20 protein-coding genes are annotated in these 23469 nt (G+C 65.5%); 9 read left to right on the forward strand and 11 right to left on the reverse strand.

Going from position 1 to position 23469, the window contains the following annotated elements; translation table 11 throughout:
- Positions 1-134: 134 nt before the first annotated feature.
- From otsB to otsA, 3 genes are read left to right on the forward strand one after another with little or no spacing between them, the layout of a single operon-like run.
- Positions 135-893: a trehalose-phosphatase gene (gene otsB / locus ROV95_RS20475; protein WP_021202060.1), complete on the forward strand. Its 759-nt coding sequence runs from the start codon at positions 135-137 to the stop codon at positions 891-893.
- Between the two features lie 39 nt (positions 894-932).
- Complete coding sequence (locus ROV95_RS20480) at positions 933-2714, forward strand: glycoside hydrolase family 15 protein (protein WP_031269310.1); 1782 nt, start codon at positions 933-935, stop codon at positions 2712-2714.
- A complete protein-coding gene (otsA, locus tag ROV95_RS20485) occupies positions 2711-4075 on the forward strand; it encodes an alpha,alpha-trehalose-phosphate synthase (UDP-forming) (protein ID WP_021202062.1) in 1365 nt (454 codons plus the stop codon). The genes ROV95_RS20480 and otsA overlap by 4 nt, the downstream gene beginning before the upstream one ends.
- Before the next feature lie 95 nt (positions 4076-4170).
- Here otsA and ROV95_RS20490 read toward each other — a convergent pair whose 3' ends face one another.
- Genes ROV95_RS20490 through rluD form a run of 4 tightly spaced genes read right to left on the reverse strand, consistent with a single transcriptional unit; the run spans position 4171 to position 6869 of the window.
- On the reverse strand, positions 4171-4608 hold the full coding sequence (locus tag ROV95_RS20490) for a thiol-disulfide oxidoreductase DCC family protein (protein WP_312546157.1): 438 nt from the start codon (positions 4606-4608) through the stop codon (positions 4171-4173).
- Positions 4583-5089, reverse strand: a complete 507-nt coding sequence (locus tag ROV95_RS20495) for a DUF4166 domain-containing protein (protein WP_312546158.1) — start codon at positions 5087-5089, stop codon at positions 4583-4585. Before ROV95_RS20495 ends, ROV95_RS20490 begins: the two co-directional genes overlap by 26 nt.
- A gap of 20 nt (positions 5090-5109) precedes the next feature.
- Positions 5110-5880 carry a peptidoglycan editing factor PgeF gene (pgeF, locus tag ROV95_RS20500; RefSeq protein ID WP_019660163.1) on the reverse strand — a complete coding sequence of 257 codons (771 nt, stop codon included), beginning with the start codon at positions 5878-5880 and terminating at the stop codon, positions 5110-5112.
- The gene (gene rluD / locus ROV95_RS20505) at positions 5880-6869 is read right to left on the reverse strand and encodes a 23S rRNA pseudouridine(1911/1915/1917) synthase RluD (RefSeq protein WP_111098290.1); all 990 of its coding nucleotides are present in this window, start codon (positions 6867-6869) and stop codon (positions 5880-5882) included. Before rluD ends, pgeF begins: the two co-directional genes overlap by 1 nt.
- 113 nt (positions 6870-6982) lie before the next feature.
- Between rluD and ROV95_RS20510 the strand changes: the two genes are divergently transcribed.
- Positions 6983-7870, forward strand: a complete 888-nt coding sequence (locus tag ROV95_RS20510) for an outer membrane protein assembly factor BamD (protein WP_026347042.1) — start codon at positions 6983-6985, stop codon at positions 7868-7870.
- 190 nt (positions 7871-8060) lie between these two features.
- A complete protein-coding gene (locus ROV95_RS20515) occupies positions 8061-9263 on the forward strand; it encodes a lipase family protein (RefSeq protein ID WP_312546161.1) in 1203 nt (400 codons plus the stop codon).
- 113 nt (positions 9264-9376) lie between these two features.
- Here the strand turns inward: ROV95_RS20515 and ROV95_RS20520 are convergent, their stop codons facing one another.
- The 3 genes from ROV95_RS20520 to sucC all read right to left on the reverse strand — a co-directional run bounded on the left by ROV95_RS20520 (position 9377) and on the right by sucC (position 13305).
- A complete protein-coding gene (locus ROV95_RS20520) occupies positions 9377-11011 on the reverse strand; it encodes an NAD+ synthase (protein ID WP_312546163.1) in 1635 nt (544 codons plus the stop codon).
- A 224-nt stretch (positions 11012-11235) separates the two neighbouring features.
- Complete coding sequence (sucD, locus tag ROV95_RS20525) at positions 11236-12111, reverse strand: succinate--CoA ligase subunit alpha (protein WP_005418610.1); 876 nt, start codon at positions 12109-12111, stop codon at positions 11236-11238.
- Between the two features lie 24 nt (positions 12112-12135).
- Positions 12136-13305 (reverse strand): ADP-forming succinate--CoA ligase subunit beta, encoded by a 1170-nt coding sequence (gene sucC / locus ROV95_RS20530; protein WP_005418614.1) that lies wholly within the window; start codon positions 13303-13305, stop codon positions 12136-12138.
- 380 nt (positions 13306-13685) lie between these two features.
- Here sucC and ROV95_RS20535 point away from each other — a divergent pair, with 380 nt between their 5' ends.
- Both ROV95_RS20535 and ROV95_RS20540 read left to right on the forward strand, forming a co-directional pair.
- Positions 13686-15299 (forward strand): ATP-binding protein, encoded by a 1614-nt coding sequence (locus ROV95_RS20535; protein ID WP_312546165.1) that lies wholly within the window; start codon positions 13686-13688, stop codon positions 15297-15299.
- Positions 15300-15359: 60 nt separating this feature from the next.
- The gene (locus ROV95_RS20540; RefSeq protein WP_312546167.1) at positions 15360-16733 is read left to right on the forward strand and encodes a sigma-54 dependent transcriptional regulator; all 1374 of its coding nucleotides are present in this window, start codon (positions 15360-15362) and stop codon (positions 16731-16733) included.
- A gap of 173 nt (positions 16734-16906) precedes the next feature.
- On the opposite strand, the gene pilB is transcribed toward ROV95_RS20540, so the two are convergent.
- From pilB to ROV95_RS20560, 4 genes are all read right to left on the reverse strand, one after another.
- Positions 16907-18634: a type IV-A pilus assembly ATPase PilB gene (gene pilB / locus ROV95_RS20545; protein ID WP_312546168.1), complete on the reverse strand. Its 1728-nt coding sequence runs from the start codon at positions 18632-18634 to the stop codon at positions 16907-16909.
- Between the two features lie 262 nt (positions 18635-18896).
- Entirely contained in the window at positions 18897-19100 is a 204-nt protein-coding gene (locus tag ROV95_RS20550) for a hypothetical protein (protein WP_312546169.1), read from the reverse strand.
- A gap of 176 nt (positions 19101-19276) precedes the next feature.
- Positions 19277-20338 carry an isoprenylcysteine carboxylmethyltransferase family protein gene (locus ROV95_RS20555; protein ID WP_312546171.1) on the reverse strand — a complete coding sequence of 354 codons (1062 nt, stop codon included), beginning with the start codon at positions 20336-20338 and terminating at the stop codon, positions 19277-19279.
- A 177-nt stretch (positions 20339-20515) separates the two neighbouring features.
- Positions 20516-20968, reverse strand: a complete 453-nt coding sequence (locus tag ROV95_RS20560) for a pilin (protein WP_053443426.1) — start codon at positions 20966-20968, stop codon at positions 20516-20518.
- Between the two features lie 361 nt (positions 20969-21329).
- On the opposite strand from ROV95_RS20560, the gene ROV95_RS20565 reads away from it, so the two are divergent.
- Positions 21330-22589 carry a type II secretion system F family protein gene (locus ROV95_RS20565; protein ID WP_227845095.1) on the forward strand — a complete coding sequence of 420 codons (1260 nt, stop codon included), beginning with the start codon at positions 21330-21332 and terminating at the stop codon, positions 22587-22589.
- An 8-nt stretch (positions 22590-22597) separates the two neighbouring features.
- Positions 22598-23461 (forward strand): A24 family peptidase, encoded by an 864-nt coding sequence (locus tag ROV95_RS20570; RefSeq protein WP_021204211.1) that lies wholly within the window; start codon positions 22598-22600, stop codon positions 23459-23461.
- The last annotated feature ends 8 nt before the right edge of the window (positions 23462-23469 follow it).

Here is a 23469-nt window from a genome sequence, read left to right on the forward strand (position 1 = left end):
GGACCGTTGGTCCGCACTGTCTGGGTTCAATGCAGGCTGACCCTTTGTGCCGACCAACGGTCGGCACCCACCGAAGCTGATCCGTAGCCTGCCCTCGACCCCACGTACACGCCCACGCTGGCAAGGTGGGCCGCATGGCTGAACCGCTCCCCCTGCGTCCGCCACCGCCATTGCTGGACGACGCCTGTGCGTTGTTCCTCGATGTCGATGGCACCCTGATCGAGTTCGCTGCGCGCCCGGATGCCGTGCAGCTGCTGCCGGATGTGCGTGACGCCATCGGCCGCATCAGCGACCGCCTGGAAGGTGCCGTAGCACTGGTCAGTGGTCGCCCGCTTGAGCAGCTCGATCAACTGTTCGCTCCCCTGCAACTGCCTGCCGCGGGCCTGCATGGCCATGAATTGCGCGGCGAGGACGGTCGTGTGCTGCGCGAGGAGCACGACGACGACACCGCCGAGTGGCTGCATGCGCTGCACCAGCAGGCGATGCGCTTCGCCCATGGCCACCCCGGCGTGCTGGTGGAAGACAAGGGTGTCGGCCTGGCGCTGCACTGGCGCGGCGCGCCGCACGCCGCCAGCGATGTGCGCGCCTTCGCCGACCGCCACGTGCGCGGCCGTTCCAGTTACCGCCTGCAACCCGGCGACCACGTGGTCGAGTTCGTCCCGGTTGGCAGCGACAAGGGCCGTGCGGTGCGGAGGATGATGCAGTACCTGCCCTTCCGTGGCCGCCTGCCCGTCTTCCTCGGTGACGACCTCACCGACGAATTCGGCTTCGACGCTGCCAACGGCCAGCATGGCTGGAGCGTGCTGGTGGGCGAACGCGAACCCAGCGTGGCCGTGTTCGCGCTGCCCGACATACGCAGCGTGCACGCCTGGCTGCGTGAGAATGCCTATTGACCCGGCCCCCCCACGGCCGCAACCGAGATGTACCGCGTGATGACCCAACCCGATCTTGATCTGGGCGTGGTCGGCAACGGCAGCTTCGGCGCCCTGGTCGACAAACGTGCCCGCGTTGTCTGGAGCTGCCTGCCCACCTTCGACGGCGACCCCACCTTCTGTGCCCTGCTCGGCCCCAACCAGCAGACCGGTGGTGACTTCGCCATCGAGCTGGAAGACTTCGCCAGCAGCGAGCAGGAGTACCTGACCAATACGGCGATCCTGCGCACCGTCCTGCGCGACACGCACGGCGGCGAACTGGAGATCCTCGACTTCGCGCCCCGCTGGCGCCAGAACGACCGCTTCTACCGGCCGGTCAGCCTGATCCGCCAGGTGCGCCCGCTGGCCGGTAGCCCACGCATCACCGTGCGCGCCCGCCCGCTGGCCGATTGGGGCGCGCGCGTGCCGGAGTCCACCTGGGGCAGCAACCATGTGCGCTGGATCCTGCCCGAGCACGTGCTGCGGCTGACCACCGATGTGCCGGTCCGCTTCGTGCGCGACGGCCTGCCGTTCGTGCTCAGCCATCCCGTCCACCTGATCCTGGGCGTGGACGAATCGCTCAACCGCTCGATCAGCGGCTACGTGCAGGAAGCCTTCCAGCGCACCCGCGACTACTGGCGCGAATGGGTGCGCTACCTGTCCATTCCCCTGGAGTGGCAGGACGCGGTCATCCGCAGTGCGATCACGCTGAAGCTGTGCCAGTACGAAGACAGCGGCGCGATCATCGCGGCGATGACCACCTCCATTCCGGAAGCACCCGGCAGCGTGCGCAACTGGGATTACCGTTACTGCTGGCTGCGCGATGCGGCGTTCGTGGTGCGCGCGCTGAACCGTCTGGGCGCAACGCGCACGATGGAACAGTTCCTCGGTTACATCTTCAACCTGGCCACCACCGACGGTACGCTGCAACCGCTGTATGGCATTGGTTTCGAGGCCAAGCTGGACGAGGATGAGGTGCCCAGCCTGTCCGGCTACCGCGGCATGGGCCCGGTGCGCCGCGGCAACCTGGCCTGGGTGCAGCGCCAGCACGACGTGTACGGCAGCGTGGTGCTGGCGTCCACGCAGCTGTTCTTTGACCGTCGCCTGCAGGATCCCGGCGACGCGCACACGTTTGCCCGCCTGGAACCCCTGGGCGAACAGGCCTTCGCCCTGCACGACGTCCCCGATGCCGGCCTGTGGGAATTCCGCGGCCGCACCGAAGTGCACACCTACACCAGCGCGATGTGCTGGGCTGCGTGCGACCGCCTGTGCAAGATCGCCGTGCGCCTGAAGCGTGATGACCGCGCACACTATTGGCGCGAGCGCGCCGACACCATCCACGCCCGCATCATGGCCGAATCCTGGAGCGAGGAGCTGGGCCACTTCACCGATACCTTCGGCGGCCATCGCCTGGATGCCTCGCTGCTGCTGCTGGCCGACATCGGCTTCATCGACGCGATGGACGCCCGGTTCATTGCCACCGTCGATGCCATCGGCCGCGACCTCAAGCACGGCAATTCGCTGTACCGCTACGTCGCGCCGGATGACTTCGGCGAACCGGAAACCAGCTTCACCATCTGTACGTTCTGGTACATCGATGCGCTGGCGGCGATCGGGCGCATGGATGAAGCACGCGAGATGTTCGAGCTGCTGCTGAAGCAGCGCAACCACCTGGGCCTGCTGTCGGAGGATCTGGCCTTCGACAGCGGCGAGGCCTGGGGCAATTTCCCGCAGACCTATTCGCACGTCGGCCTGATCACCGCCGCGATGCGCCTGTCGCGGTCCTGGCAGGAGGCATCGTGAGTCGTCTGGTCGTGGTTTCAAACCGTGTGGCCGTGCCCGGCGAGAACCGCGCAGGCGGGCTGGCGGTCGGCCTGCTGGCCGCCCTGAAGGAGCGCGGCGGCCTGTGGTTCGGCTGGAGCGGCAAGACCGTAAAGGAAGGCAGCGGCACGCTGCACCGGCAGAAGGACGGTGACATCGACTACGTCACCATGGACCTGAGCAAGCGCGAGGTCGATGGCTACTACAACGGCTTTGCCAACCGCACGCTGTGGCCACTGCTGCACTTCCGCCTGGATCTGGTCGACTATGACCGCGGTACCCGCGAGACCTACCACAAGGTCAATGCGCTGTTCGCCGACAAGCTCGCGCCATTGCTGCGCGAGGATGACATCGTCTGGATCCATGACTATCACCTGATTCCGCTCGGCGCGCTGCTGCGCGAGCGCGGCATCGGCTGCCGCATCGGCTTCTTCCTGCACATCCCGATGCCGTCGGCGGACCTGCTGCAGGCGATGCCCGATCACCTGCGGTTGTTTTCGGCGCTGTATGCCTACGATCTGGTCGGCTTCCAGACCCAGCGCGATGCCGATCGCTTCCAGACCTACCTGCGCCTGTTCGGCGGCGGACGCGTGCTCGACAACGGCGAGCTGGAAGCGCCGGGCGGGCGCCGCTTCCGTGCAGCAGCCTTCCCGATCGGCATCGACACCGAGCTGATCGCACGCCAGGCCGGCACAGCCGCCACCAAGACCGCCGTGAAGAATCTTCGCGCCAGCCTGCGCGACCGCCAGCTGGCAATCGGCGTGGATCGCCTGGACTATTCCAAGGGCCTCCCCGAGCGCTTCCTTGGCTTCGAGCGCTACCTGCAGCGCCACCCTGACCAGCGCGGCTCCTTGACCTACCTGCAGATCGCCCCGGTCTCGCGCGGTGATGTCACCGAGTACCGGCAGTTGCGCAGCCAGCTGGAGCAGATCGCTGGCCACATCAACGGCGGCCATGCCGAGCCGGACTGGACGCCGCTGCGGTACGTCAACCAGAACTTCACACATGCCACGCTCACCGGCTTCTACCGGGCGGCGGCGGTCGGCCTGGTCACGCCGCTGCGCGATGGCATGAACCTGGTGGCCAAGGAATACGTGGCGTCGCAGGACCCGGAGGATCCGGGCGTGCTGGTGCTGTCACTGCTGGCTGGCGCCGCCGACGAACTGAAGCAGGCACTGCTGGTGAACCCGCATGATCTGGATGGCGTGGCCGATGCGATCGCCACCGCAGCCACGATGTCGCTGAGCAGGCGCAAGGAGCGCTGGCACGCGATGATGGAGCACCTGCGCACCTACGACATCAACCACTGGCGCCGCAGCTACCTGGACGCGCTGGAGGGTTGAAGCACGCGTTCCTGTAGAGCCGAGCCATGCTCGGCTGCTATTGGCAGGAGAAGAAAGCAAGTCGAGCATGGCTCGACTCTACGAAAGACAGGCGATCAATCCAGGAACCGCGCGGCCTGCTCCGGTGCTGGTAGATGGCAGGTGTCATGCCGACCGAACAAGCGGTAGCGGTTGCGTGCCAGCGCGCGATACGCCGCATCACGCCAGCCGCGCGGCACGAGCCGCAGCACGCCGGCCAGGCGCCAGGCGCCGCCCAGCCCGGCCAGTACGCGCAGGATCGCATCGGTATCGGTCCAGGCACCCTGTGCGTCCAGCAGCAGGAACGACATCGGGTCCTGCGGGTCCAGCCCGTGCGCGCGCAGCATCGCGCTGCCCTGTGCGCCCTGCATCGCCGCAAAGCGATAGCGCCCCCTGCGGTCGAAGCGCAGCAGGAAGCGCACCCAGCGGTTGCACAGCGCGCATACGCCATCGAATACGATCACCGCGGTCCCAGCCTCGGCGGCGGCCTCACCGCGGTTCGAGCCAGCCTTCATAGCGGATCAGGGCTCCCACCCAGGGCAGCGTCACATCGACCAGGAAAGTGTAACGCTCGCCCTGCCAGGCTTCGCGGCAACGCGCGCCATCAAACCAGCGCCTTGGCAGCGGCAGCAGCCCGAACGCCCAGACCCGGCGCACCAACCAGTCGATGCCACCCTCGCGGGCCTGCAGATCAAATTCGAAGCGCACCGCGCCCAACTGCTCGCGCAGATGCCCGTCGTGCGCCCACAGCCGCGACACCATTGGCCAGCGGCCGAACCGCCGCGCCCATTGCTCGCCCTGCCCGTGTGTGCTGAATACCACTTCGGTTGGCAGCGCGTCGCCGCTCTTCGGCAACCGTGCCACTGCGGCCAGCAGCGGCACCAGCCCGTGACGCCCGCGCTGGATCCGCGCCTTCCCCACGTAGCGGCACGGCTGTGGTGCGGCGTGCAGCGCCTGCACCGGCGGTGCCAGGGTGGCGAAGGCCGGCCCCAGCACCCGTGCAAACAGGGGCGTAGTCAGGGTGCGATCCAGGCCAACGTCGCCATGCGTCCGGTGCGGCGGTCGCGCCGGTGCGAGTACAGGTCCGGATCGGCCATGGTCGACACCGTGCCGCCGTATACCTGCGCCGGGTCCATGCCCGCCGCCTGCAGGCGCTGGCGGGCCAACGCGAACAGGTCCACCTTCCAATGACCTGCGCGGGTCGCTGCGAACGCCACCTCGGCGGCCGGATCGTGTCCGACGAAGGCGTGGTAGACCTCTTCACCGATCTCGTAATCGGCCGGCCCGGCTGCCGGTCCCAGCCAGGCGCGCAACTGCGCCGGCGGCGTCTGCATGGCCGCCACGGTGGCCTCCAGCATGCCGTCGGCCAGCCCCCGCCAGCCGGCATGGGCCGCGCCCACCTCGCTGCCGTCTGCGGCGGCGAACACCACCGGCAGGCAGTCGGCGGTCAGGATCGCCAGCACCACGCCGGGCACCGAGGTCACCGCGGCGTCGGCCACCGGCTCGGCGGCACCCGGCACCGGCGGCGCGTTGAATCGCAGCACGGTGCTGCTGTGCACCTGGCGCAGCCAGTGCGGGGCCGACGGCAGCGCCAACCCCTGCTGCAGCAGCTGGCGGTTGTGCTCGACGTTGGCGGGGGTATCACCATCGGCCGCGTGCCGGTTGCCCAGGTTGAACTGCGCGAACGGCGCCGGCGAGATGCCCGCACCGTGCCGGCGCGTGGTCAGCGCATGGACGCCCGGAGGCGCCGGCCAGTCCGCCTGCAGCAAGGGCAGCGCGGCGGCCATCACCAGCGGTCCCGCTCGCGTGCGGCGAAGGCTTCGCTGTCTTCGCGCAGCACCTTCATCAGGTGCAGCATGTCCTCCGGCACCGGCGCAGTGTTGCGCACCGGCTCACCGGTGATCGGGTGCGTGAACTCCAGCGTCTCGGCGTGCAGGGCCTGGCGCTTGAAGCCGCGCAGCGCGGCCACCAGCTCGTCGCTGGCGCCCTTGGGCAGCTTCAGCGCGCCGCCATACAGCGGGTCGCCGATGATCGGATGGCGCACGTGCGCCATGTGCACGCGGATCTGGTGGGTACGACCGGTTTCCAGGCGGCACTCCAGCGCGGTGTGTGCCCGGAAGCGCTCGCGCAGGCGGTAGTGGGTCACCGCTTCCTTGCCGTCCTCACGCACCGCCATCTTCAGGCGATCGCGCGGGTGGCGGTCGATCGGGGCATCGGCAGTACCACCGGCCACCAGCGCGCCCATCACGATGGCCAGGTACTGACGGTGCACGTCACGTGCCGCCAGCTGCTCGACCAGCGCGGTCTGCGCTTCCAGGGTCCTGGCCACCACCATCACGCCGCTGGTGTCCTTGTCCAGGCGATGCACGATGCCGGCGCGCGGCAGCACCGCCACCGACGGGTCGCGGAACAGCAGGGCGTTGACCAGGGTGCCGCTGTGGTTGCCCGCGCCCGGGTGTACCACCAGGCCGACCGGCTTGTTGATCACCAGCAGGTGCTCGTCCTCGAACAGCACGTCCAGCGGGATGTCCTCCGGCTGGGCGTCGGTCTGGGTTTCCAGTACCACGTTGAGGGTCACCACCTCGCCGCCGCGCAGCGGATCGCGCGGGCGCACCTGGGCACCGTCCAGCAGCACCTCCCCGGCCTTGATCCATTCGGTCAGGCGCGAACGCGAGTATTCGGGGAACAGTTCGGCCACGACGGCGTCGAAACGGCGCCCGGCAGCGGTGTCGGGGACGATGGCCTGGCGGGCCGATTCAGAGGGTTGTTCAGACATGGCAGGGGGCATTCTTTGAAATTTTGGGGTCCCGGCGGCCGGTTTCAGTCGCTGGACAGGACACTAGGCTATCATCGACCCTTCGTATTCCAGCCGCGTCCCGCCTCGACCCCATGATCCGACGCTCCGCCATGCTCTCCGCGCCCGTCCGCCTCACCGCCCTGCTGCTGGTGCTGGTCATCGCCGCCACCGGCTGCCATCGCGGCGCCAAGAAGGGTGATCGCCCCGATGAAGGCGTGCCGGTCGAACAGCTGTACGAGAAAAGCCACAAGCTGATGCAGGGCGGCAACTGGAGCGGCGCCGAGGCCAGCTTCCGCCGCCTGGTGGCCCAGTATCCGTACGGTCCGTACACCGAGCAGGCGATGATCGAGACCGCCTACGCCCAGTACAAGGCCGGCAAGCACGATGACGCGGTGTCCAGCATCGACCGCTTCATCCGTACCTACCCGACCCACCGCAACATCGCGTACCTGTACTACCTGCGCGGCCTGGCGAACTCCAACCGCAGTACGGTTTTCCTGCGTCGCGTATGGTCACTGGATGCCAGCCGCCGCGACCTGTCCACGCCGCACCAGGCGTATTCGGACTTCAACATCGTGGTGGACCGCTATCCGAACAGCCGCTACGCCGCCGATGCGCGCCAGCGCATGCTGGAACTGCGTGACGTATTCGCCCAGCACGAACTGGACAACGCCCTGTACTACATGCGCCGCGGCGCCTGGGTCTCGGCCGCCGGCCGCGCCAACTACCTGCTGGAAACCTATCCGCAGAGCGCGTTCCAGTACGACGCCGTCGCTGTCCTGGCCGATTCCTACACCCACCTGGGCAACAAGACCCTGGCCGATGATGCGCGCCGCGTCCTGCAGTTGAACCAGCCGGACCACCCGTGGCTGGAAGGCAAGTGGCCGAAGTACCCGTGGATGATCCGCAAGCTGAACCCGTTCGCTGGCGAGAAGTCCGCCAGCACCGGCCAGCGCAACGCGCGACTGGAAAAGAAATAAGAAAAAGGCCCCGCAAGGGGCCTTTTCTTTGTCGGTTATCCACGCCATGCGTGGATGGTTCGTGCGCCCATGGACCACGACACTAGGAATTCTACGAATCCCCGGCGGATGCGACGCCGGTCCCAATCGGCGCGGGCGAGCCCCTCCACACTGCGGCGCAACGGCCATCCCGGCCGTGAAGGAGCGCCTCATGACCCCACCGCCACGCCATTTCCGTCCCCGCGCCTGCCTCCTCGCCACTGCCCTGCTGGCGCTGTCCTCGGCCTCCCTGGCTGCCGCACCGGCAGCACCGGGCGATCTGCTGTCTGCAGCCCCCTATCGCGCGTCGTGGGTGCCCTCCAAGGCCGCGCACGCCTACAAGCTGTACTACCGTACCCCGGATCATCGCGGCCAACTGGCCGAAGGCACCGGCCTGCTGTACCTGCCCGCCGGCACGGCGCCGGCGGGCGGCTGGCCGGTCGTGTCCTGGGCGCATGGCACGCAGGGCATCGCCGATCGCTGTGCGCCTTCAGTCTCCGGCCCGTACCAGCCCGCGCGCGACGGGCGCTTCCTCGATCAGTTCCTGGCGCAGGGCTATGCCGTGGTCGCGGCGGATTACCAGGGGTTGGGCAGTCCAGGCAGCCATGCCTATCTGCATGTGCGCACTGCCGCGCGCAACGCCATCGACATGATCAAGGCCAGCCGCCAGTACCTCGGCAACGGGACGCTGTCGCCGCGCTGGGTCTCGGTCGGCCATTCGCAGGGCGGTGCCGCCGCGCTCACGGCGGGCCACATCGCCCCCTCCTATGGTGGACCGTCGTTGCAGTACCGCGGCAGCTTCACCACCGGCACGCCCACCGCAGTCGAACTGACCGCGCTGGTGATGAAGCCCGACAACCGCGCCGCCAATCCGGGCGCGCTCAACGCGTATCACGCGTATCTGCTCGATGGCCTGCTGCAGGCCGCGCCGCAGATCGACCGCGTCCTCAGCGATGAAGGCCGCGCGCGGGTGGCGGTGGCACGCGAGCAGTGCCTGGGCGAACTGGCCGTCACCCTGGACGGCGCGGACACCGGCAGCATGTTCACTGCACCGCTGACCCACGTGCCGGGCATCTGGGCCGTGCTGTACGACTACCTTGGCGTACCGCGCCGCGGCTTCAGCCAACCGCTGATGCTGGGCCACGGCAGCGAGGACCGCGATGTGCCCTATCTGACCACCCTGCTGTATGCCGCAGGCCTGGCCCTGCGAGGCGAGCCGGTCGCGTTCCGGCGCTATCCGGTCGATCACCGCGGCACGCTGGACGCGGCGGCGGCGGATGGCCTGGCGTTCGTACGTGCGCGGTTTGAGGATGGCCACTTCAGCGACACTGCGGAAACTGCCGGCATCGAACAGCTGCTCGACGAAGTCCCGTAGATCCATGCCACGCGTGGATGATCTTCGACCACCGTGCGGACCAAGGTCCGCACCCACCGGAGAGGGCCGACGGGTTGCCGGCCAGCGGCCGGCACTGCCCACCCACCGTTGCCTCAGCCCTTGTAGCCGTTGCTGATCGGGTAGCGACGCTCGCGACCGAACGCCCGGCGCGACACCTTCGGCCCCGGCGCGGCCTGGTGCCGCTTCCACTCGCTGATGCGTACCAGGCGCAGCACGCGGTCAACCACGGCCGCGTCGTAGCCGGCGGCCACGATCTCCGTGCGCGACTGTTCCTGGTCGATGTAGCGGTACAGGATGCCGTCCAGCACGTCATAGGCCGGCAGCGAATCCTGGTCCAGCTGGTTCTCGCGCAGCTCGGCCGATGGCGGGCGGCTGATCACCGCCGGCGGAATCACCGGCGCGCCGCCCACGGTATTGCGCCATTTAGACAGGCCGAACACCTCGGTCTTGTACAGGTCCTTCAACGGCGCATAGCCACCGCACATGTCGCCGTAGATGGTGGCGTAGCCGACGGCGTACTCGCTCTTGTTGCCGGTGGTCAGCAACAGGCCGCCGAACTTGTTGGCCAGTGCCATCAGGATCACCCCGCGGCTGCGCGACTGCAGGTTCTCTTCGGTCACGTCCGGCGCGGTGCCTTCGAACATCGGCGCCAGCGATTCCATCAGGCCCTTGAACGCCGGCTCGATCGAGACCGCTTCCAGCCTCACGCCCAGTGCCTGGCACTGCTCGGCGGCCAGGTCGTTGGACATGCCGGCGGTATAGCGCGACGGCAGGCGCACGGCGGTAACGTTCCCAGCGCCGAGCGCGTCGACCGCCAGCGCCAGTACCAGCGCCGAATCAATGCCACCGGACAGCCCCAGCCACACCTTCTTGAAGCCGTTCTTGCGGCAGTAGTCCTGGATGCCACGGGTCACGGCACGCCAGGCCAGCGCGTCCATGCTCTCGTCGCCATCGTCCATCCACACGTGCGGCATGAAGCGGCGGGTCTCACCGTCGTACTCCACCACCAGCCACTGGTCGACGAAGGCAGCGGCAGCCGGGTGTACCGTGCCGTCACCATCGGCCACCACCGACGCGCCGTCGAACACCAGCGCATCCTGGCCACCGACCACGTTGAGATAGGCGATGGCCGCCCCGCTCTCGCGGGTGCGTGCGGCCAGCACCGCGTCGCGCTGGGCGTGCTTGCCCCGCTCGTACGGCGAGGCATTGGGCACTACCACCAGTTGCGCCCCCGCGCGCACGGTGTCGGCCAGCGGCTCGGCGAACCAAAGGTCCTCGCAGATCAGCAAACCCACCGGAATGCCATTGACCTCGAACACACAGCTGCCGCCGTCCGGATCGACATCGAAGTAGCGACGCTCGTCGAACACCGCGTAGTTGGGCAGCTCGCGCTTGCGGTAGGTCTGCTCCAGCAGGCCATCGCGCAGCACGCTGGCGGCGTTGTAGACCACCGCACCAGCCGCCTGCGGCCAGCCGACCACGGCGGTGATGCCACGGCAGGCAGCAGCGATACGGCCCATCGCCTGCTCGCATTCGTACAGGAAGCCGGGACGCAGCAGCAGGTCCTCCGGCGGATAACCGCTCACTGCCAGCTCGGGGAACATCACCAGCTCGGCGCCATACTCGTCGCGCGCCTGTCCGATCATCTCGATGATGCGCTCGGTGTTGCCGGCGACATCGCCGACCGGGAAATCGAATTGCGCCATCGCGATGCGGATCGAAGCCATGGGAATCCAGCCTGTGGTTGCAATGCGCCCATTGTAGCGCCGCGTCGTGCGCGCGCCGGGGGCGTTCACTGCGTGGACAGCCCCGGCTCAGTAGATCCACGCCATGCGTGGATGGGCCGACCAGGCGGCCGCCAGACGCAGAAAAGCCGCCCGAGGGCGGCTTTTCCAAAGCAAGCCGAGCGTGGGCTCGGCTCTACAGAATCGGCTGCCAGAGGCAGTCGTTCTTATTTCACCAGCTTGGCGATGGCAGCGCCCAGGTCGCCCGGCGAACGGACGGTGACGACGCCAGCAGCTTCCATGGCGGCGAACTTGCCTTCGGCAGTGCCCTTGCCGCCCGAGGCGATCGCGCCGGCGTGGCCCATGCGCTTGCCGGCCGGAGCCGACGCACCGGCGATGAAACCGACGACCGGCTTCTTCACGTGGTTCTTGATGTACTCGGCACCGGCTTCCTCGGCGTCACCGCCGATTTCGCCGACCATGATGATGCCTTCGGTCTGCGGGTCTTCGTTGAACAGCTTCAGGCAGTCGACGAAGTTCAGGCCATTGATCGGGTCGCCACCGATGCCGATGCAGGTGGACTGGCCCAGGCCGACTTCGGTGGTCTGCTTGACCGCTTCATAGGTCAGGGTGCCCGAACGCGACACGATGCCGATCTTGCCCGGCTTGTGGATGTGGCCCGGCATGATGCCGATCTTGCACTCACCCGGGGTGATGACACCCGGGCAGTTCGGACCGATCAGGACGGTGTCCGGGTAGGAACGGGTCAGCACGTTCTTGACGCGCAGCATGTCCAGCACCGGGATGCCTTCGGTGATGCAGACGATGACCTTGATGCCGGCAGCAGCGGCTTCCAGGATCGCATCGGCCGCGAACGGCGGCGGCACGTAGATGACCGACGCGTTGGCGCCGGTGCTCTGCACGGCGTCGGCAACGGTGTTGAAGACCGGCAGGTCGATGTGGGTGGTGCCACCCTTGCCCGGGGTCACGCCGCCAACAACCTGGGTGCCGTACTCGATCATCTGAGTGGCGTGGAAGGTGCCCTGCTGGCCGGTGAAGCCCTGCACGATCACCTTGGTGTTCTTGTTAATCAAAACAGACATGGGAATTTCCTTCGGTGTCGTGGATCAGGCGGCGTTCTTGACCGCTTCAACGACCTTCTTGGCGCCGTCGTTGATGTTGTCAGCCGGGATGATGGCCATGCCGCTGTCACGCAGCAGCTGCTTGCCTTCTTCCACGTTGGTGCCTTCCAGGCGCACCACGACCGGAACCTTGACGCCCACTTCCTTCACGGCGGCGATGATGCCTTCGGCAATCATGTCGCAGCGGACGATGCCGCCGAAGATGTTGACGAAGATGCCTTCGACCTTGTCCGAGGACAGGATCAGCTTGAACGCTTCGATGACGCGCTGCTTGTTGGCACCGCCGCCCACGTCCAGGAAGTTCGCCGGCTCGCCGCCGTTGAGCTTGATGACGTCCATGGTGGCCATGGCCAGGCCGGCACCGTTCACCATGCAGCCGATGTTGCCGTCCATGGTGACGTAGTTGATGTCCAGCTCCGAAGCGGTCACTTCGGTTTCATCTTCCTGGGACTTGTCGCGCATCGCGACCAGTTCCTTGTGGCGGAAGTTGGCGTTGTCGTCGCTGTTGAACTTGCCGTCCAGCGCGTACAGGTTGCCATCGTCCAGGATGGCCAGCGGGTTGATCTCAACCAGCGCCAAGTCCTTTTCGTTGAAGATGCGGTACAGGTTCACCATGATGTTGGCGAACTGGCCGGCCTGCTTGGCGGTCAGGCCCATCTTGAAGCCGATGTCACGGCCGTGGTAGCCCTGCACGCCCTCGACGAAGTCCACGTTCAGGGTGTGGATCTTGTCCGGGGTCTCGGCAGCGACCTGCTCGATTTCCATGCCGCCTTCGGAAGAGGCGATGTAGCTGATGGTGCGGGTGCCGCGATCCACCAGGACCGACAGGTACAGCTCCTTGACGATCTCACCGGCGGTGGTCACCAGCACCAGGTTGATCGGCAGCTCGACGCCGGCGGTCTGGTAGGTGGCCATCTTGGTGCCGAGCATCTTGGCCGCTGCGGCCTTCACATCATCGACGGTCTTGCAGAACTTGACGCCGCCAGCCTTGCCGCGGCCGCCAGCGTGGATCTGCGCCTTGACCATCCAGGGGCCCTGGCCCAGCGACTGGGCGACTTCAACCGCCTCGTCCGGGGTCGCCGCGACCTTGCCGGCCGGGACCGGGATGCCGTATTCGGCAAGCAGTTGTTTTGCCTGGTATTCGTGGAAATTCATGCGTCACCGTGGGAATAGGAACGACCGCACGCAATTCCTCAGGGCCCCCTGGAAGAGGCACCGGCACGGACCGCGGCGGGCCCACTATTGTGGCCGAGCCGGCGCCGGGGCGCAAAGAAGTCTGTACAAAACGCCAGACGCGGGCGGATTTTCGCGGTCATTCAGGCAGTTGCGCCCGCCCTGGCGCTGGCCTCCGGTCTCCGCGGCGGGCCAAATGCGCGATGCGGGGCGGTCCCGCGGCGCCAGCGCAGGGGCCCTATACTGGCCCTCTCGAGCACGCTCGACACTACATCGACGCGACGTGCCCGCCCGGCCTCAGGGGATGCCAGGCAGGCCCGCCGCAGATTCCAGACCCAGGCAGCCAGAAGGGGAGTTCCGGCGTGTCACCCAGTGCTTCATTGATCGACCGCATCGAATCGATTCCGCGGCGTGAGCTGTACTTCTTCGCGCTGTACCGGGTGCTGATCGCCGCAGTCATCGCCGGCCTGCTCTACAGCCCCCTGTCCGGCATGGTCGGCGAGGCCCACCACCCGCGCCTGGCCGATACCGTTGCGGCCATCTATCTGGTGCTGTCGCTGCTGGCCCTGGCGATCGGCCGCAACGAACGCTGGCTGCGCCCCATCGTGGTCACCAGCGTGCTGGTGGATATCATCGCCGCCACCCTGCTGGCGCACGCCCTGCCCGGCGCCAGCGCCGGCATCTCGATGTCGCTGCTGTTCAACATCGCCGCGGCCGCCACCCTGCTGCCGCTGAGCTGGGGGCTGGGCCTGGCAGTCGCGGCCAGCCTGGCCACCGGTACCGAATACCTGTGGAAAGTGCTGGAAGGCGGCGATCCCACCCGCACGCTGGCCGAGCTGGCCATGTTCGCCACCAGCTACCTGGCGCTGGCCTTCATCAGCTACCAGGTGGGCAGCCGCGCACGCCGCAACCAGCAGCTGGCCAACCAGCGCGGCGACGAAGTAGCCAACCTGTTCCAGATCAACGAACTGATCATCCGCCGCATGCGCACTGGCGTGCTGGTGGTAGACGCCGACAACCGCATCACCCTGGCCAATGAAGCGGCCTCGATGCTGCTCGGTGACAATGAAGGCATCGGTGAGACAGGACGCCTGGATCTGGCCAGTGCCGCGCCGGAACTGGCGCGCCGCCTGCAGCGCTGGCGCAACGGCTGGGCGCAGGACGAACTGCCGCTGCAGCTCAACCCCGACCAGCCGGAAGTGCAACCGCGCTTCGCCCGCCTGCTGGCCGGCAGCGAGCTGGCCCTGGTGTTCCTGGACGATTCCAGCGTGGTCTCGCGGCGCGCCGAATCGCTCACCCTGTCGGCCATGGGCCGCTTCTCGGCCAGCCTCGCCCATGAAATCCGCAACCCGCTGGCGGCGATCAACTATGCCGTGCAGCTGCTGGAAGAAGGCACCGGCTTCAACGAAAGCGACCGCCGCCTGCTGCAGATCATCCGCCAGCAATGCCAGCGCACCAATGGCATCGTTGAAAGCGTGCTGGGGCTGGCACGGCGCGAACGCGCCACGCCCGAGAACGTCGACCTGGTCGCCTTCGTGCGCCGCTTCGTGCTGGAGTACAAACAAGGCCAGACGCTGGAAACCGACAGCATCGAACCGATCATCAGCGATACGGCGGTGATGGCGCAGGTCGACACCAAGCACCTGTACCAGGTGCTCACCGTGCTGGTGCACAACGCATTGAAGTACGGCCGCATCGGCCAGCAGCCGGCGCGGGTGCGCCTGCGCGTGGCCCAGCACGAGCGCAGCGCGGTGATTGACGTGATGGACCGTGGCCCGGGCATTCCCGAGAGCGTGGCCGCGCAGCTGTTCCGTCCGTTCTTCACCACCTCCGAGCACGGCACCGGGCTGGGCCTGTATATCGCCCGCGAGTTGTGCCGGGCCAACCAGGCACGCCTGGACTACATTCCCGTGCCCGCCGGCGGCTCCTGCTTCCGTTTGGTGCTGCCCGGCCCCCACACGCTGCTGCCCACCTGATTGCAGATCTGTGCGTCAAACATTTGTCGCTTCCAGCCCCCTCGTTTATCTTTCACGCCCATGAACGAAACCCGCAGCGCCCTCGTCGTCGACGATGAACGCGACATCCGCGAACTGCTGGTACTGACCCTTGGCCGCATGGGCCTGCGCATCAGTACCGCCGCCAACCTGGCCGAAGCACGCGAGCTGCTGGCCAGCAATCCGTACGATCTGTGCATCACCGACATGCGCCTTCCGGATGGCAACGGTATCGAGCTGGTCAGCGAGATCGCCCAGCACTACCCGCGCACGCCGGTGGCGATGATCACCGCGTTCGGCAGCATGGACCTGGCCGTGGAAGCGCTGAAGGCCGGTGCCTTCGACTTCGTCAGCAAGCCGGTGGACATCTCGGTACTGCGTGGCCTGGTCAAGCACGCGCTGGAACTCAACAACAGCGAACGCCCTGCGCCCGGCCCCGCCACCGAACAGGCAGCACGCCTGCTCGGCGCTTCGCCGGCCATGGACGTACTGCGCACCACCATCAGCAAGGTCGCGCGCAGCCAGGCGCCGGTCTACATCCTCGGTGAATCCGGAGTTGGCAAGGAACTGGTTGCTCGCACCATCCACGCCCAGGGCGCGCGCGCGGCCGGGCCGTTCGTGCCGGTCAACTGCGGCGCCATTCCCGGCGAGCTGATGGAAAGCGAATTCTTCGGTCACCGCAAAGGCAGCTTCAGCGGCGCCCATGCCGACAAGCCCGGCCTGTTCCAGGCCGCGCACGGCGGCACCCTGTTCCTGGACGAAGTAGCCGAGCTGCCGCTGCAGATGCAGGTGAAACTGCTGCGCGCCATCCAGGAAAAGTCGGTGCGCGCGGTCGGTGCGGCCAACGAAGAGCCGGTGGACGTACGCATTCTCTCGGCCACCCACAAGGACCTGGCCGAGCTGGTCGAGGACGGGCGCTTCCGCCACGATCTGTACTACCGCATCAACGTGATCGAGTTGAAGGTGCCGCCACTGCGCGAGCGCCGCCAGGACCTGCCGGAACTGGCCGCTGCCGTGCTGGCGCGGCTGGCCCGCAGCCACGGCCGCGCCACCCCGCTGCTGGCGCCGTCGGCGCTGGAGGCGCTGGCCCACTATGCGTTCCCGGGCAATGTGCGCGAGCTGGAGAACATCCTGGAACGCGCGCTGGCACTGGCTGAAGAAGACCGCATCGGCGCCGACGACCTGCGCCTGCCGCAGCACGCCCCACGTGCGCCTGGCGGCGCGGCTCCCGCCGAAGCCGTGGCCGACCTGCAGCCCGGCAGCGCCGCCCTGCCCTCGTACATCGAGCAGCTGGAGCGCAGCGCCATCCAGCGCGCGCTGGAGGAGAACCGCTGGAACAAGACCCGCACGGCTGCGCAGTTGGGGATTACCTTCCGCGCGCTGCGCTACAAACTGAAGAAGCTGGGGATGGAGTAGAGCCGAGCCCATGCCCGGCTGCGCGGTGGTCGGGACCGCACCATCCATGCATGGCGTGGAACTACTATGGGATCCGTGGCCGATCATCCACGCATGGCGTGGATCTACTGTAGAGCCGAGCCCACGCTCGGCTGCTCTTCGGTACCTCAGCCGAGCATGGGCTCGGCTCTACCTCAATCCTTGGTAACGCGATTGATCTCCGCCAGGCTGGTGATCCCGGCCGCAGCTTTCATCAACGCAGACTGCCGCAGGTCGTTCACCCCGATCTGCTGCGCCGCCTCTGCAATCTGCAGTGCATTGCCACCGGCCAGCACGATGGTGGCGATCTCATCGGTCATCGGCATCACCTGATAGATACCCGTTCGGCCCTTGTAGCCCTCGGTACACTCATCGCAGCCCACCGCCTCATACAACTGGATACCCGCATCCAGCTGCGCCTGGGTGAAGCCCTCGGCCAGCAGCGCGTGCTCCGGCAGGTTCGCCGGGCGCTTGCAGTTCGGGCACAACCGGCGCGCCAGGCGCTGGGCGATCACCAGCGTCACCGAGCTGGTGATGTTGTACGGCGCGATGCCCATGTTCATCAGACGCGCGATGGTCTGCGGCGCATCGTTGGTATGCAGCGTAGACAGCACCATGTGGCCGGTCTGCGCCGCCTTGATCGCAATCTCGGCCGTCTCCAGGTCGCGGATTTCGCCGACCATGATGATGTCCGGATCCTGTCGCAGGAACGAGCGCAGCGCCGCAGCGAACGTCATGCCACGCTTGTTGTTCTGCTGCACCTGGTTGACGCCGGGCAGGCGGATTTCCACCGGGTCTTCGGCGGTGGAAATGTTGCGCGTCTCGTCGTTGAGGATGCCCAGCGCGGTATACAGCGAAACGGTCTTGCCCGAACCGGTCGGGCCGGTCACCAGCACCATGCCGTAAGGCTTGTGGATCGCATCCAGGAACAGCTTCTGCTGGTCCGGCTCGTAGCCCAGTTTGTCGATGCCCAGCTTCGCCGCGCTGCCATCCAGGACACGCAGCACCACCTTCTCGCCGAACAGGGTCGGCAGCGTGCTGACGCGGAAATCGATCTGCTTGGTCTTGGACAGGTTGAGCTTGATGCGTCCGTCCTGCGGCACGCGCTTCTCGGCGATGTCCAGCTGCGCCATCACCTTCAGGCGCGCGGCAATGCGCTGGTTCAACTTAACCGGCGCGCGGGCGACCATCTTCAACAGCCCGTCGATGCGCAGGCGCACGCGGTAATCGTCTTCGTAGGGCTCGAAGTGGATGTCCGAGGCCCCCTTGCGGATCGCATCGACCAGTACCTTGTTGACGAACTTCACTACCGGGGTGTCGTCGCCCTTGGCGTCGATGCCGGCGTCGGTGCCCGCGCCTTCGTCGTCGCCCAGGCCGACATCGAGGTTGGCCATACCCTCGTCGTCGCCGCCCAGCGCATCGCCGATGGTGTCGTGGCTGGCGTGCCACTGCTCCAGCGTGCGACGGATCTGATCCTCATCGACCAGGATCGGTTCCACCACCAGATTGGTGTGGAACTTGATCTCGTCCAGCGCATGGGTCGGGTTGCTGGTGCCCACGAACAGCTTGCCACCGCGCTTGAACAGCGGCAGCACGTTGTGCTTGCGCAGCAGCTCTTCGCTGACCAGGCTCATCGCGTTCTGGCTGGCATCGAAGGTGGACACGTCGAACAGCGGCATGCCGAACTCGACCGCATTGGCGGCGGCAAGCTGCGAGGCGCTGACCAGCTTGTTCTGCGCAAACCAGGTTGGCAGCGGCTGGCGAGCGGCCGTGGCCTTGGCCATGGCGTCGCGGGCGGAAGCCTCGTCCAGGGCGCCGTCCTGAACCAGGCGGCGGGCCAGGCCGGTGATGCCGACGAGGTTGGGGGTGGAAACAACGCTCATGGTATTCCTCGTTCTACTCTTGCCCTGACGGCTGGAATGCAGCATTGGTGGCGGGCACCGGCCCTATTGAGGCCAGGTAGCTCAGCAGGCGCAATGGCCCGTTTCGTCGAGCATCAGGCAAGCGCCTGCCAGTTCTGGTCCATCAGCTGCCGCGACGCTGCAGTATCCCCAGCGATCAGGCGGCATGTTGCATTGCCCGGAACAGATAGTAGCCTGATGCCGCGTCCGCCAACTGCTCGGCATCGCAATTTCTTCGCAACAATCATCCTCGTCCCGTGAGCACAGCGTAGTGGACATCGATGCCGGCACAGATCATGCGCAGGTTGATCAGACTTGCATCCAGCGCGATGCTGCCCGTAAACAAGATCTGCACCGCCGACGGCTCATCGGACTTTTGACGAACAGCATCAGATGCAGGGGCCATATGGACTGGCATATCGACCCGACGGATCCGGGCATGAGCCATGACCATCATCTGGTGGATGGAACGGTAATTGCGAACTCCCAATCACACATTCGAATTGGCGACAGGACTTCGACATCAGCCCTGCAAGTCGCCTGGAATGCCATAGAAGCGCCCGGCACCGCACCAAGCTCTCTATCACGCACATCAAGTCCATTTTGTTGACCGAACAATAGCGACTAATCGGCATTAGGCCGAATCTTCGCGATTAGGCCATGCTTCCTCACCCATGACGAATACTGGCAATAGACCGGATCATGGCGAAGATGTCGCTCTTCCGTGCGAGCCCTCACCCAATAGACAGCATTAATTGCCAGCATTGCCAAGCAGGAGAGAAATGCAGGCCACACTCCTGACGTTGACAGAAATGGAACGGAGATTAGCCACCAAGACAGATTTTTACTTATGTACGCGGGGTGTTTGCTCCAGCGATAGGGTCCATGCGTGATGATTCCTCGATGTGTAAGGTTGGAAAAACGAGGACCAAAAGCGACCGTTGACCAAGTGTAGATCCCAGTAAGCAAGAGGATGCAGCCTGCCCACAGCCCGGACACAACCCCACTCGATTCAAGCCAGTCCTGCCAGTGGTTCGCATTGCGGGCAATCAACCAAGTATCGACCACCAAGGCACTCAGAGGTGGATAGCACACCAAGGCTGACAGCCAACCTGAAATGGTACCGTCGACAGAACGTATTTCACCTCCAAGACACTTGGCGGTCGAGAGGTAGCCGATCAAACCAAATGCAGTATCGACTGCATACAGGAGGCTGATACCAATCGAATAAAAGTAAATTAGGCCAATACTAGGCGACTGATACTCGAGCCCTGCGATCCAGTTCCATGACCAAGCGAGCATTAGAGGCAGAAAGAAGCACTTCACCCCCCAACCGAGGACTGCCAAACGCTCATCGTTTGCCATACTACGTCCACGCAACAATGAAAATGCAGCCCTTCCAGTTGCTGGCACTGTTTCGCCTAGTAGTTCAGGTCGAAGTATAGCCAGCATAAGCAGAACACTGCCTCCGCACAGTAACACCGGCAGGACTTGCGCGACAGCACCTCCTGTCCTACCACCCAATTCCATTTGCAATGTCAGAATCACCGACTGCAATGCTGCAATCGTAGCTACTCCGAGCAGGACTTGTTTTCGATCCAGCGTTGCAACCGAAGCAGCGACGCCACGAAACTCAAGCCACCACATTGGTAGAGCAGCACCTAACATGAGCGACAGCCACTGCACGAGAGTGTCGCCGCCAGCGGCATATGCCCCTGCAAAGCTCAAAACCGCCCCTACTGCCCCACAGAAGCCCACCTTCTGTGAGACAGCGGAATGAGGACGACTAATCACCATTGCCTCCGCTAAACAGAAACGGGGGCCAATGGCCCCCGTTGGCACAACAGTATCGTTCAGCCGCGATTAGCTGCCGCTGGAGGAGCTAGTAGCCGGAGCGGTTCCCTGGCAGCTACCCGGACGATACTGCGCGTCGATCGTACCAGTGCAGTTCCAAGCAGGAACCACGCCATCGGCAACCTTGGAACCATCCGGAATCAGGTAGATGAACTTGCCGTCGATCTTTGCAGTATCGATGCCCTTAGCTTCGGCAATGATCTTCGCGCCATCCCACTTCACAGAAGCGACATACTGAGTAGCTTGAGTTTCCGGCTTCCAGTCGGTGCCCGGCAACTTGTTGTTGCTGGCCACGTATTCCGACACGTCGGTACGCAGCGAAGAAGCAGCCAGGATCACTTCCGAGACCTTGGCCTTCTTGGTGTAGTTCGAGTATGCCGGCAGCGCAATGGCAGCCAGGATGGCGATGATCGCGACGACGATCATCAGTTCGATCAGGGTGAAGCCCTTCTGGTTCTTCATGGTGGTACATCCCCAAGATAAGTGGTGGTTGATGTCGGGGGTGGCTGCCGGCCGGCCAGATGACCGGATGAGCAGGCTGCCCGTCCCCGCGGGTGGATCAACGCAGGTTACGTGCCAATCTCCCATGGCAGCGTCTCCCCGATTTCCCCGCGCCAATGATGGCAGCAATTTCGCGGATGGGAACCCCCCAGAAGCGAATCTGCGATGGACGCGGCAATGTGACGCGGTACGTCACCTTTCGTCTCGCCAGGTCGAAAACCCTGCGCGGCGTCACGTCCGCAGGCTCCCCGGATGGCCCTGAACCGGCTACCATCGCCGGTCAGGATGCCCGCCTGGGGATGGCGGGCCTTGGGGAGCCAACATGTCTGTCAGTCGCAGTGCGATCAAGAAAGAGCCCATGGCGCGTAGCACCATGGAGCTGCAGCCGTTTGTCTGGGAGGGGACCGACAAGCGGGGTATCAAAATGAAGGGTGAGCAGTTGGCGAAGAACGCCAATCTGCTGCGCGCCGAACTACGCAAGCAGGGGATCAATCCCGGCCAAGTCAAGCCGAAGCCGAAGCCACTGTTCGGCGCGGCCGGTAAGCCCGTGGGCGCTAAGGACATTGCGTTCTTCAGCCGACAGATGGCCACGATGATGAAATCCGGCGTGCCGATCGTGTCGGCGCTGGAAATCATCGGCAGCGGGCACAAGAATCCGCGCATGAAGAAGATGGTGGACGGGATCCGCGCCGACATCGAGGGCGGCTCTTCGCTACATGAAGCGATCAGTCGGCATCCGGTGCAGTTCGACGAACTCTACCGCAACCTGGTGCGCGCCGGTGAAAGCGCCGGTGTGCTGGAAACGGTGCTGGACACGATCGCCTCCTACAAGGAGAACATCGAAGCACTGAAGGGCAAGATCAAGAAGGCCCTGTTCTACCCGGCCATGGTGCTGGTGGTGGCCTTCCTGGTCAGCACCATTCTGCTGGTCTGGGTGGTGCCGCAGTTCGAGGAAGTCTTCAAGAGCTTCGGTGCCGACCTGCCGGCCTTCACCCAGATGGTGGTCAACCTGTCCCGATTCATGGTGTCGTGGTGGTGGCTGATAGCCATCGTCATGATCGGATCAGTGGTTGCCATCGCCATGACCTACCGGCGCTCGGAGAAGATGCAGCATACGGTCGACCGGCTGGTGCTGAAGGTGCCGGTGATCGGCCAGATCATGCATAACAGCTCGATCGCCCGATTTGCACGGACCACGGCGGTGACCTTCAAGGCCGGCGTGCCGCTGGTGGAGGCACTGGGCATCGTGGCTGGCGCCACCGGCAACAAGGTCTATGGCGAAGCCGTCCTGCGGATGCGCGACGACGTCTCGGTGGGCTATCCGGTCAACATGGCCATGAAGCAGCTGAACCTGTTCCCGCACATGGTCATCCAGATGACCGGCATCGGCGAAGAGGCGGGCGCGCTGGACGCCATGCTGTTCAAGGTGGCTGAATACTACGAGCAGGAGGTCAACAATGCCGTGGATGCCTTGAGCAGCCTGCTGGAACCGATGATCATGGTGTTCATTGGTACCATTGTCGGTGGCTTGGTCATCGCAATGTACCTGCCCATCTTCAAACTCGGCGCCGTCGTCGGCTAAAGGTATCAATGGCATTTCTCGACCAGCACCCCGGCCTCGGCTACCCCGCCGCGGCCGCCCTGGGACTGCTGCTGGGCAGTTTCCTGAACGTGGTCATCCTGCGCCTGCCCAAGCGGCTGGAGTGGCAGTGGAAGCGCGATGCGCGCGAAGTCCTGGAGGAACCGGACTTCTATGAGCCACCCCCACCGGGGATCGTGGTGGAGCCGTCGCACTGCCCGCACTGCAAGCACAAGCTGAGCTGGTACGAGAACATCCCGCTGTTCAGCTGGATCATCCAGGGCGGCAAGTGCCGCCACTGCAAGGCACCGATCTCGCTGCAGTACCCGCTGGTGGAGGCGCTGACCTCGGTGCTGGTGCTGGCTTGCGTCTGGCAGTTCGGCTTCGGCTGGCAGGGCTTCGGCGCCATCGTGCTGACCTGCTTCCTGATCGCCCTGTCCGGCATCGACCTGCGCACCCAGCTGCTGCCCGATCAGTTGACCCTGCCACTGATGTGGCTGGGCCTGATAGGCAACATCGACAACCTGTACATGCCGGCAAAGCCTGCATTGGTCGGCGCGGCGGTGGGCTACCTGTCGCTGTGGATGGTCTGGTGGCTGTTCAAGCAGCTGACCGGCAAGGAAGGCATGGGCCACGGTGATTTCAAGCTGCTGGCCGCGCTCGGCGCCTGGTGCGGGCTGAAGGGCATTCTGCCGATCATCCTGCTGTCGTCGGTGCTGGGCGCCATCATCGGCTCGATCTGGCTGTACAGCCGGGGCCGTGACCGCGCCACGCCCATTCCCTTCGGGCCGTATCTGGCCATCGCCGGCTGGCTGTACTTCATGTGGGGCGCACCGCTGGTGGATCAGTACCTGATGATGAGCGGGCTGCGCTGAGGGGAGTC

The sequence above is a fragment of the Stenotrophomonas maltophilia group sp. msm1 genome (genome assembly GCF_032025805.1).
GTDB lineage: Bacteria > Pseudomonadota > Gammaproteobacteria > Xanthomonadales > Xanthomonadaceae > Stenotrophomonas > Stenotrophomonas hibiscicola.

Bases quoted from the DNA above. Each gene is read 5' to 3' on its own strand.
- otsB (WP_021202060.1), top strand. From the start codon at position 135: ATGGCTGAACCGCTCCCCCTGCGTCCGCCACCGCCATTGCTGGACGAC.
- ROV95_RS20480 (WP_031269310.1), top strand. From the start codon at position 933: ATGACCCAACCCGATCTTGATCTGGGCGTGGTCGGCAACGGCAGCTTC.
- ROV95_RS20490 (WP_312546157.1), bottom strand. From the start codon at position 4,608: ATGAAGGCTGGCTCGAACCGCGGTGAGGCCGCCGCCGAGGCTGGGACC.
- pgeF (WP_019660163.1), bottom strand. From the start codon at position 5,880: ATGGCCGCCGCGCTGCCCTTGCTGCAGGCGGACTGGCCGGCGCCTCCG.
- rluD (WP_111098290.1), bottom strand. From the start codon at position 6,869: ATGTCTGAACAACCCTCTGAATCGGCCCGCCAGGCCATCGTCCCCGAC.
- ROV95_RS20510 (WP_026347042.1), top strand. From the start codon at position 6,983: ATGATCCGACGCTCCGCCATGCTCTCCGCGCCCGTCCGCCTCACCGCC.
- ROV95_RS20515 (WP_312546161.1), top strand. From the start codon at position 8,061: ATGACCCCACCGCCACGCCATTTCCGTCCCCGCGCCTGCCTCCTCGCC.
- ROV95_RS20520 (WP_312546163.1), bottom strand. From the start codon at position 11,011: ATGGCTTCGATCCGCATCGCGATGGCGCAATTCGATTTCCCGGTCGGC.
- sucD (WP_005418610.1), bottom strand. From the start codon at position 12,111: ATGTCTGTTTTGATTAACAAGAACACCAAGGTGATCGTGCAGGGCTTC.
- sucC (WP_005418614.1), bottom strand. From the start codon at position 13,305: ATGAATTTCCACGAATACCAGGCAAAACAACTGCTTGCCGAATACGGC.
- ROV95_RS20540 (WP_312546167.1), top strand. From the start codon at position 15,360: ATGAACGAAACCCGCAGCGCCCTCGTCGTCGACGATGAACGCGACATC.
- pilB (WP_312546168.1), bottom strand. From the start codon at position 18,634: ATGAGCGTTGTTTCCACCCCCAACCTCGTCGGCATCACCGGCCTGGCC.
- ROV95_RS20550 (WP_312546169.1), bottom strand. From the start codon at position 19,100: ATGGCTCATGCCCGGATCCGTCGGGTCGATATGCCAGTCCATATGGCC.
- ROV95_RS20560 (WP_053443426.1), bottom strand. From the start codon at position 20,968: ATGAAGAACCAGAAGGGCTTCACCCTGATCGAACTGATGATCGTCGTC.
- ROV95_RS20565 (WP_227845095.1), top strand. From the start codon at position 21,330: ATGTCTGTCAGTCGCAGTGCGATCAAGAAAGAGCCCATGGCGCGTAGC.
- ROV95_RS20570 (WP_021204211.1), top strand. From the start codon at position 22,598: ATGGCATTTCTCGACCAGCACCCCGGCCTCGGCTACCCCGCCGCGGCC.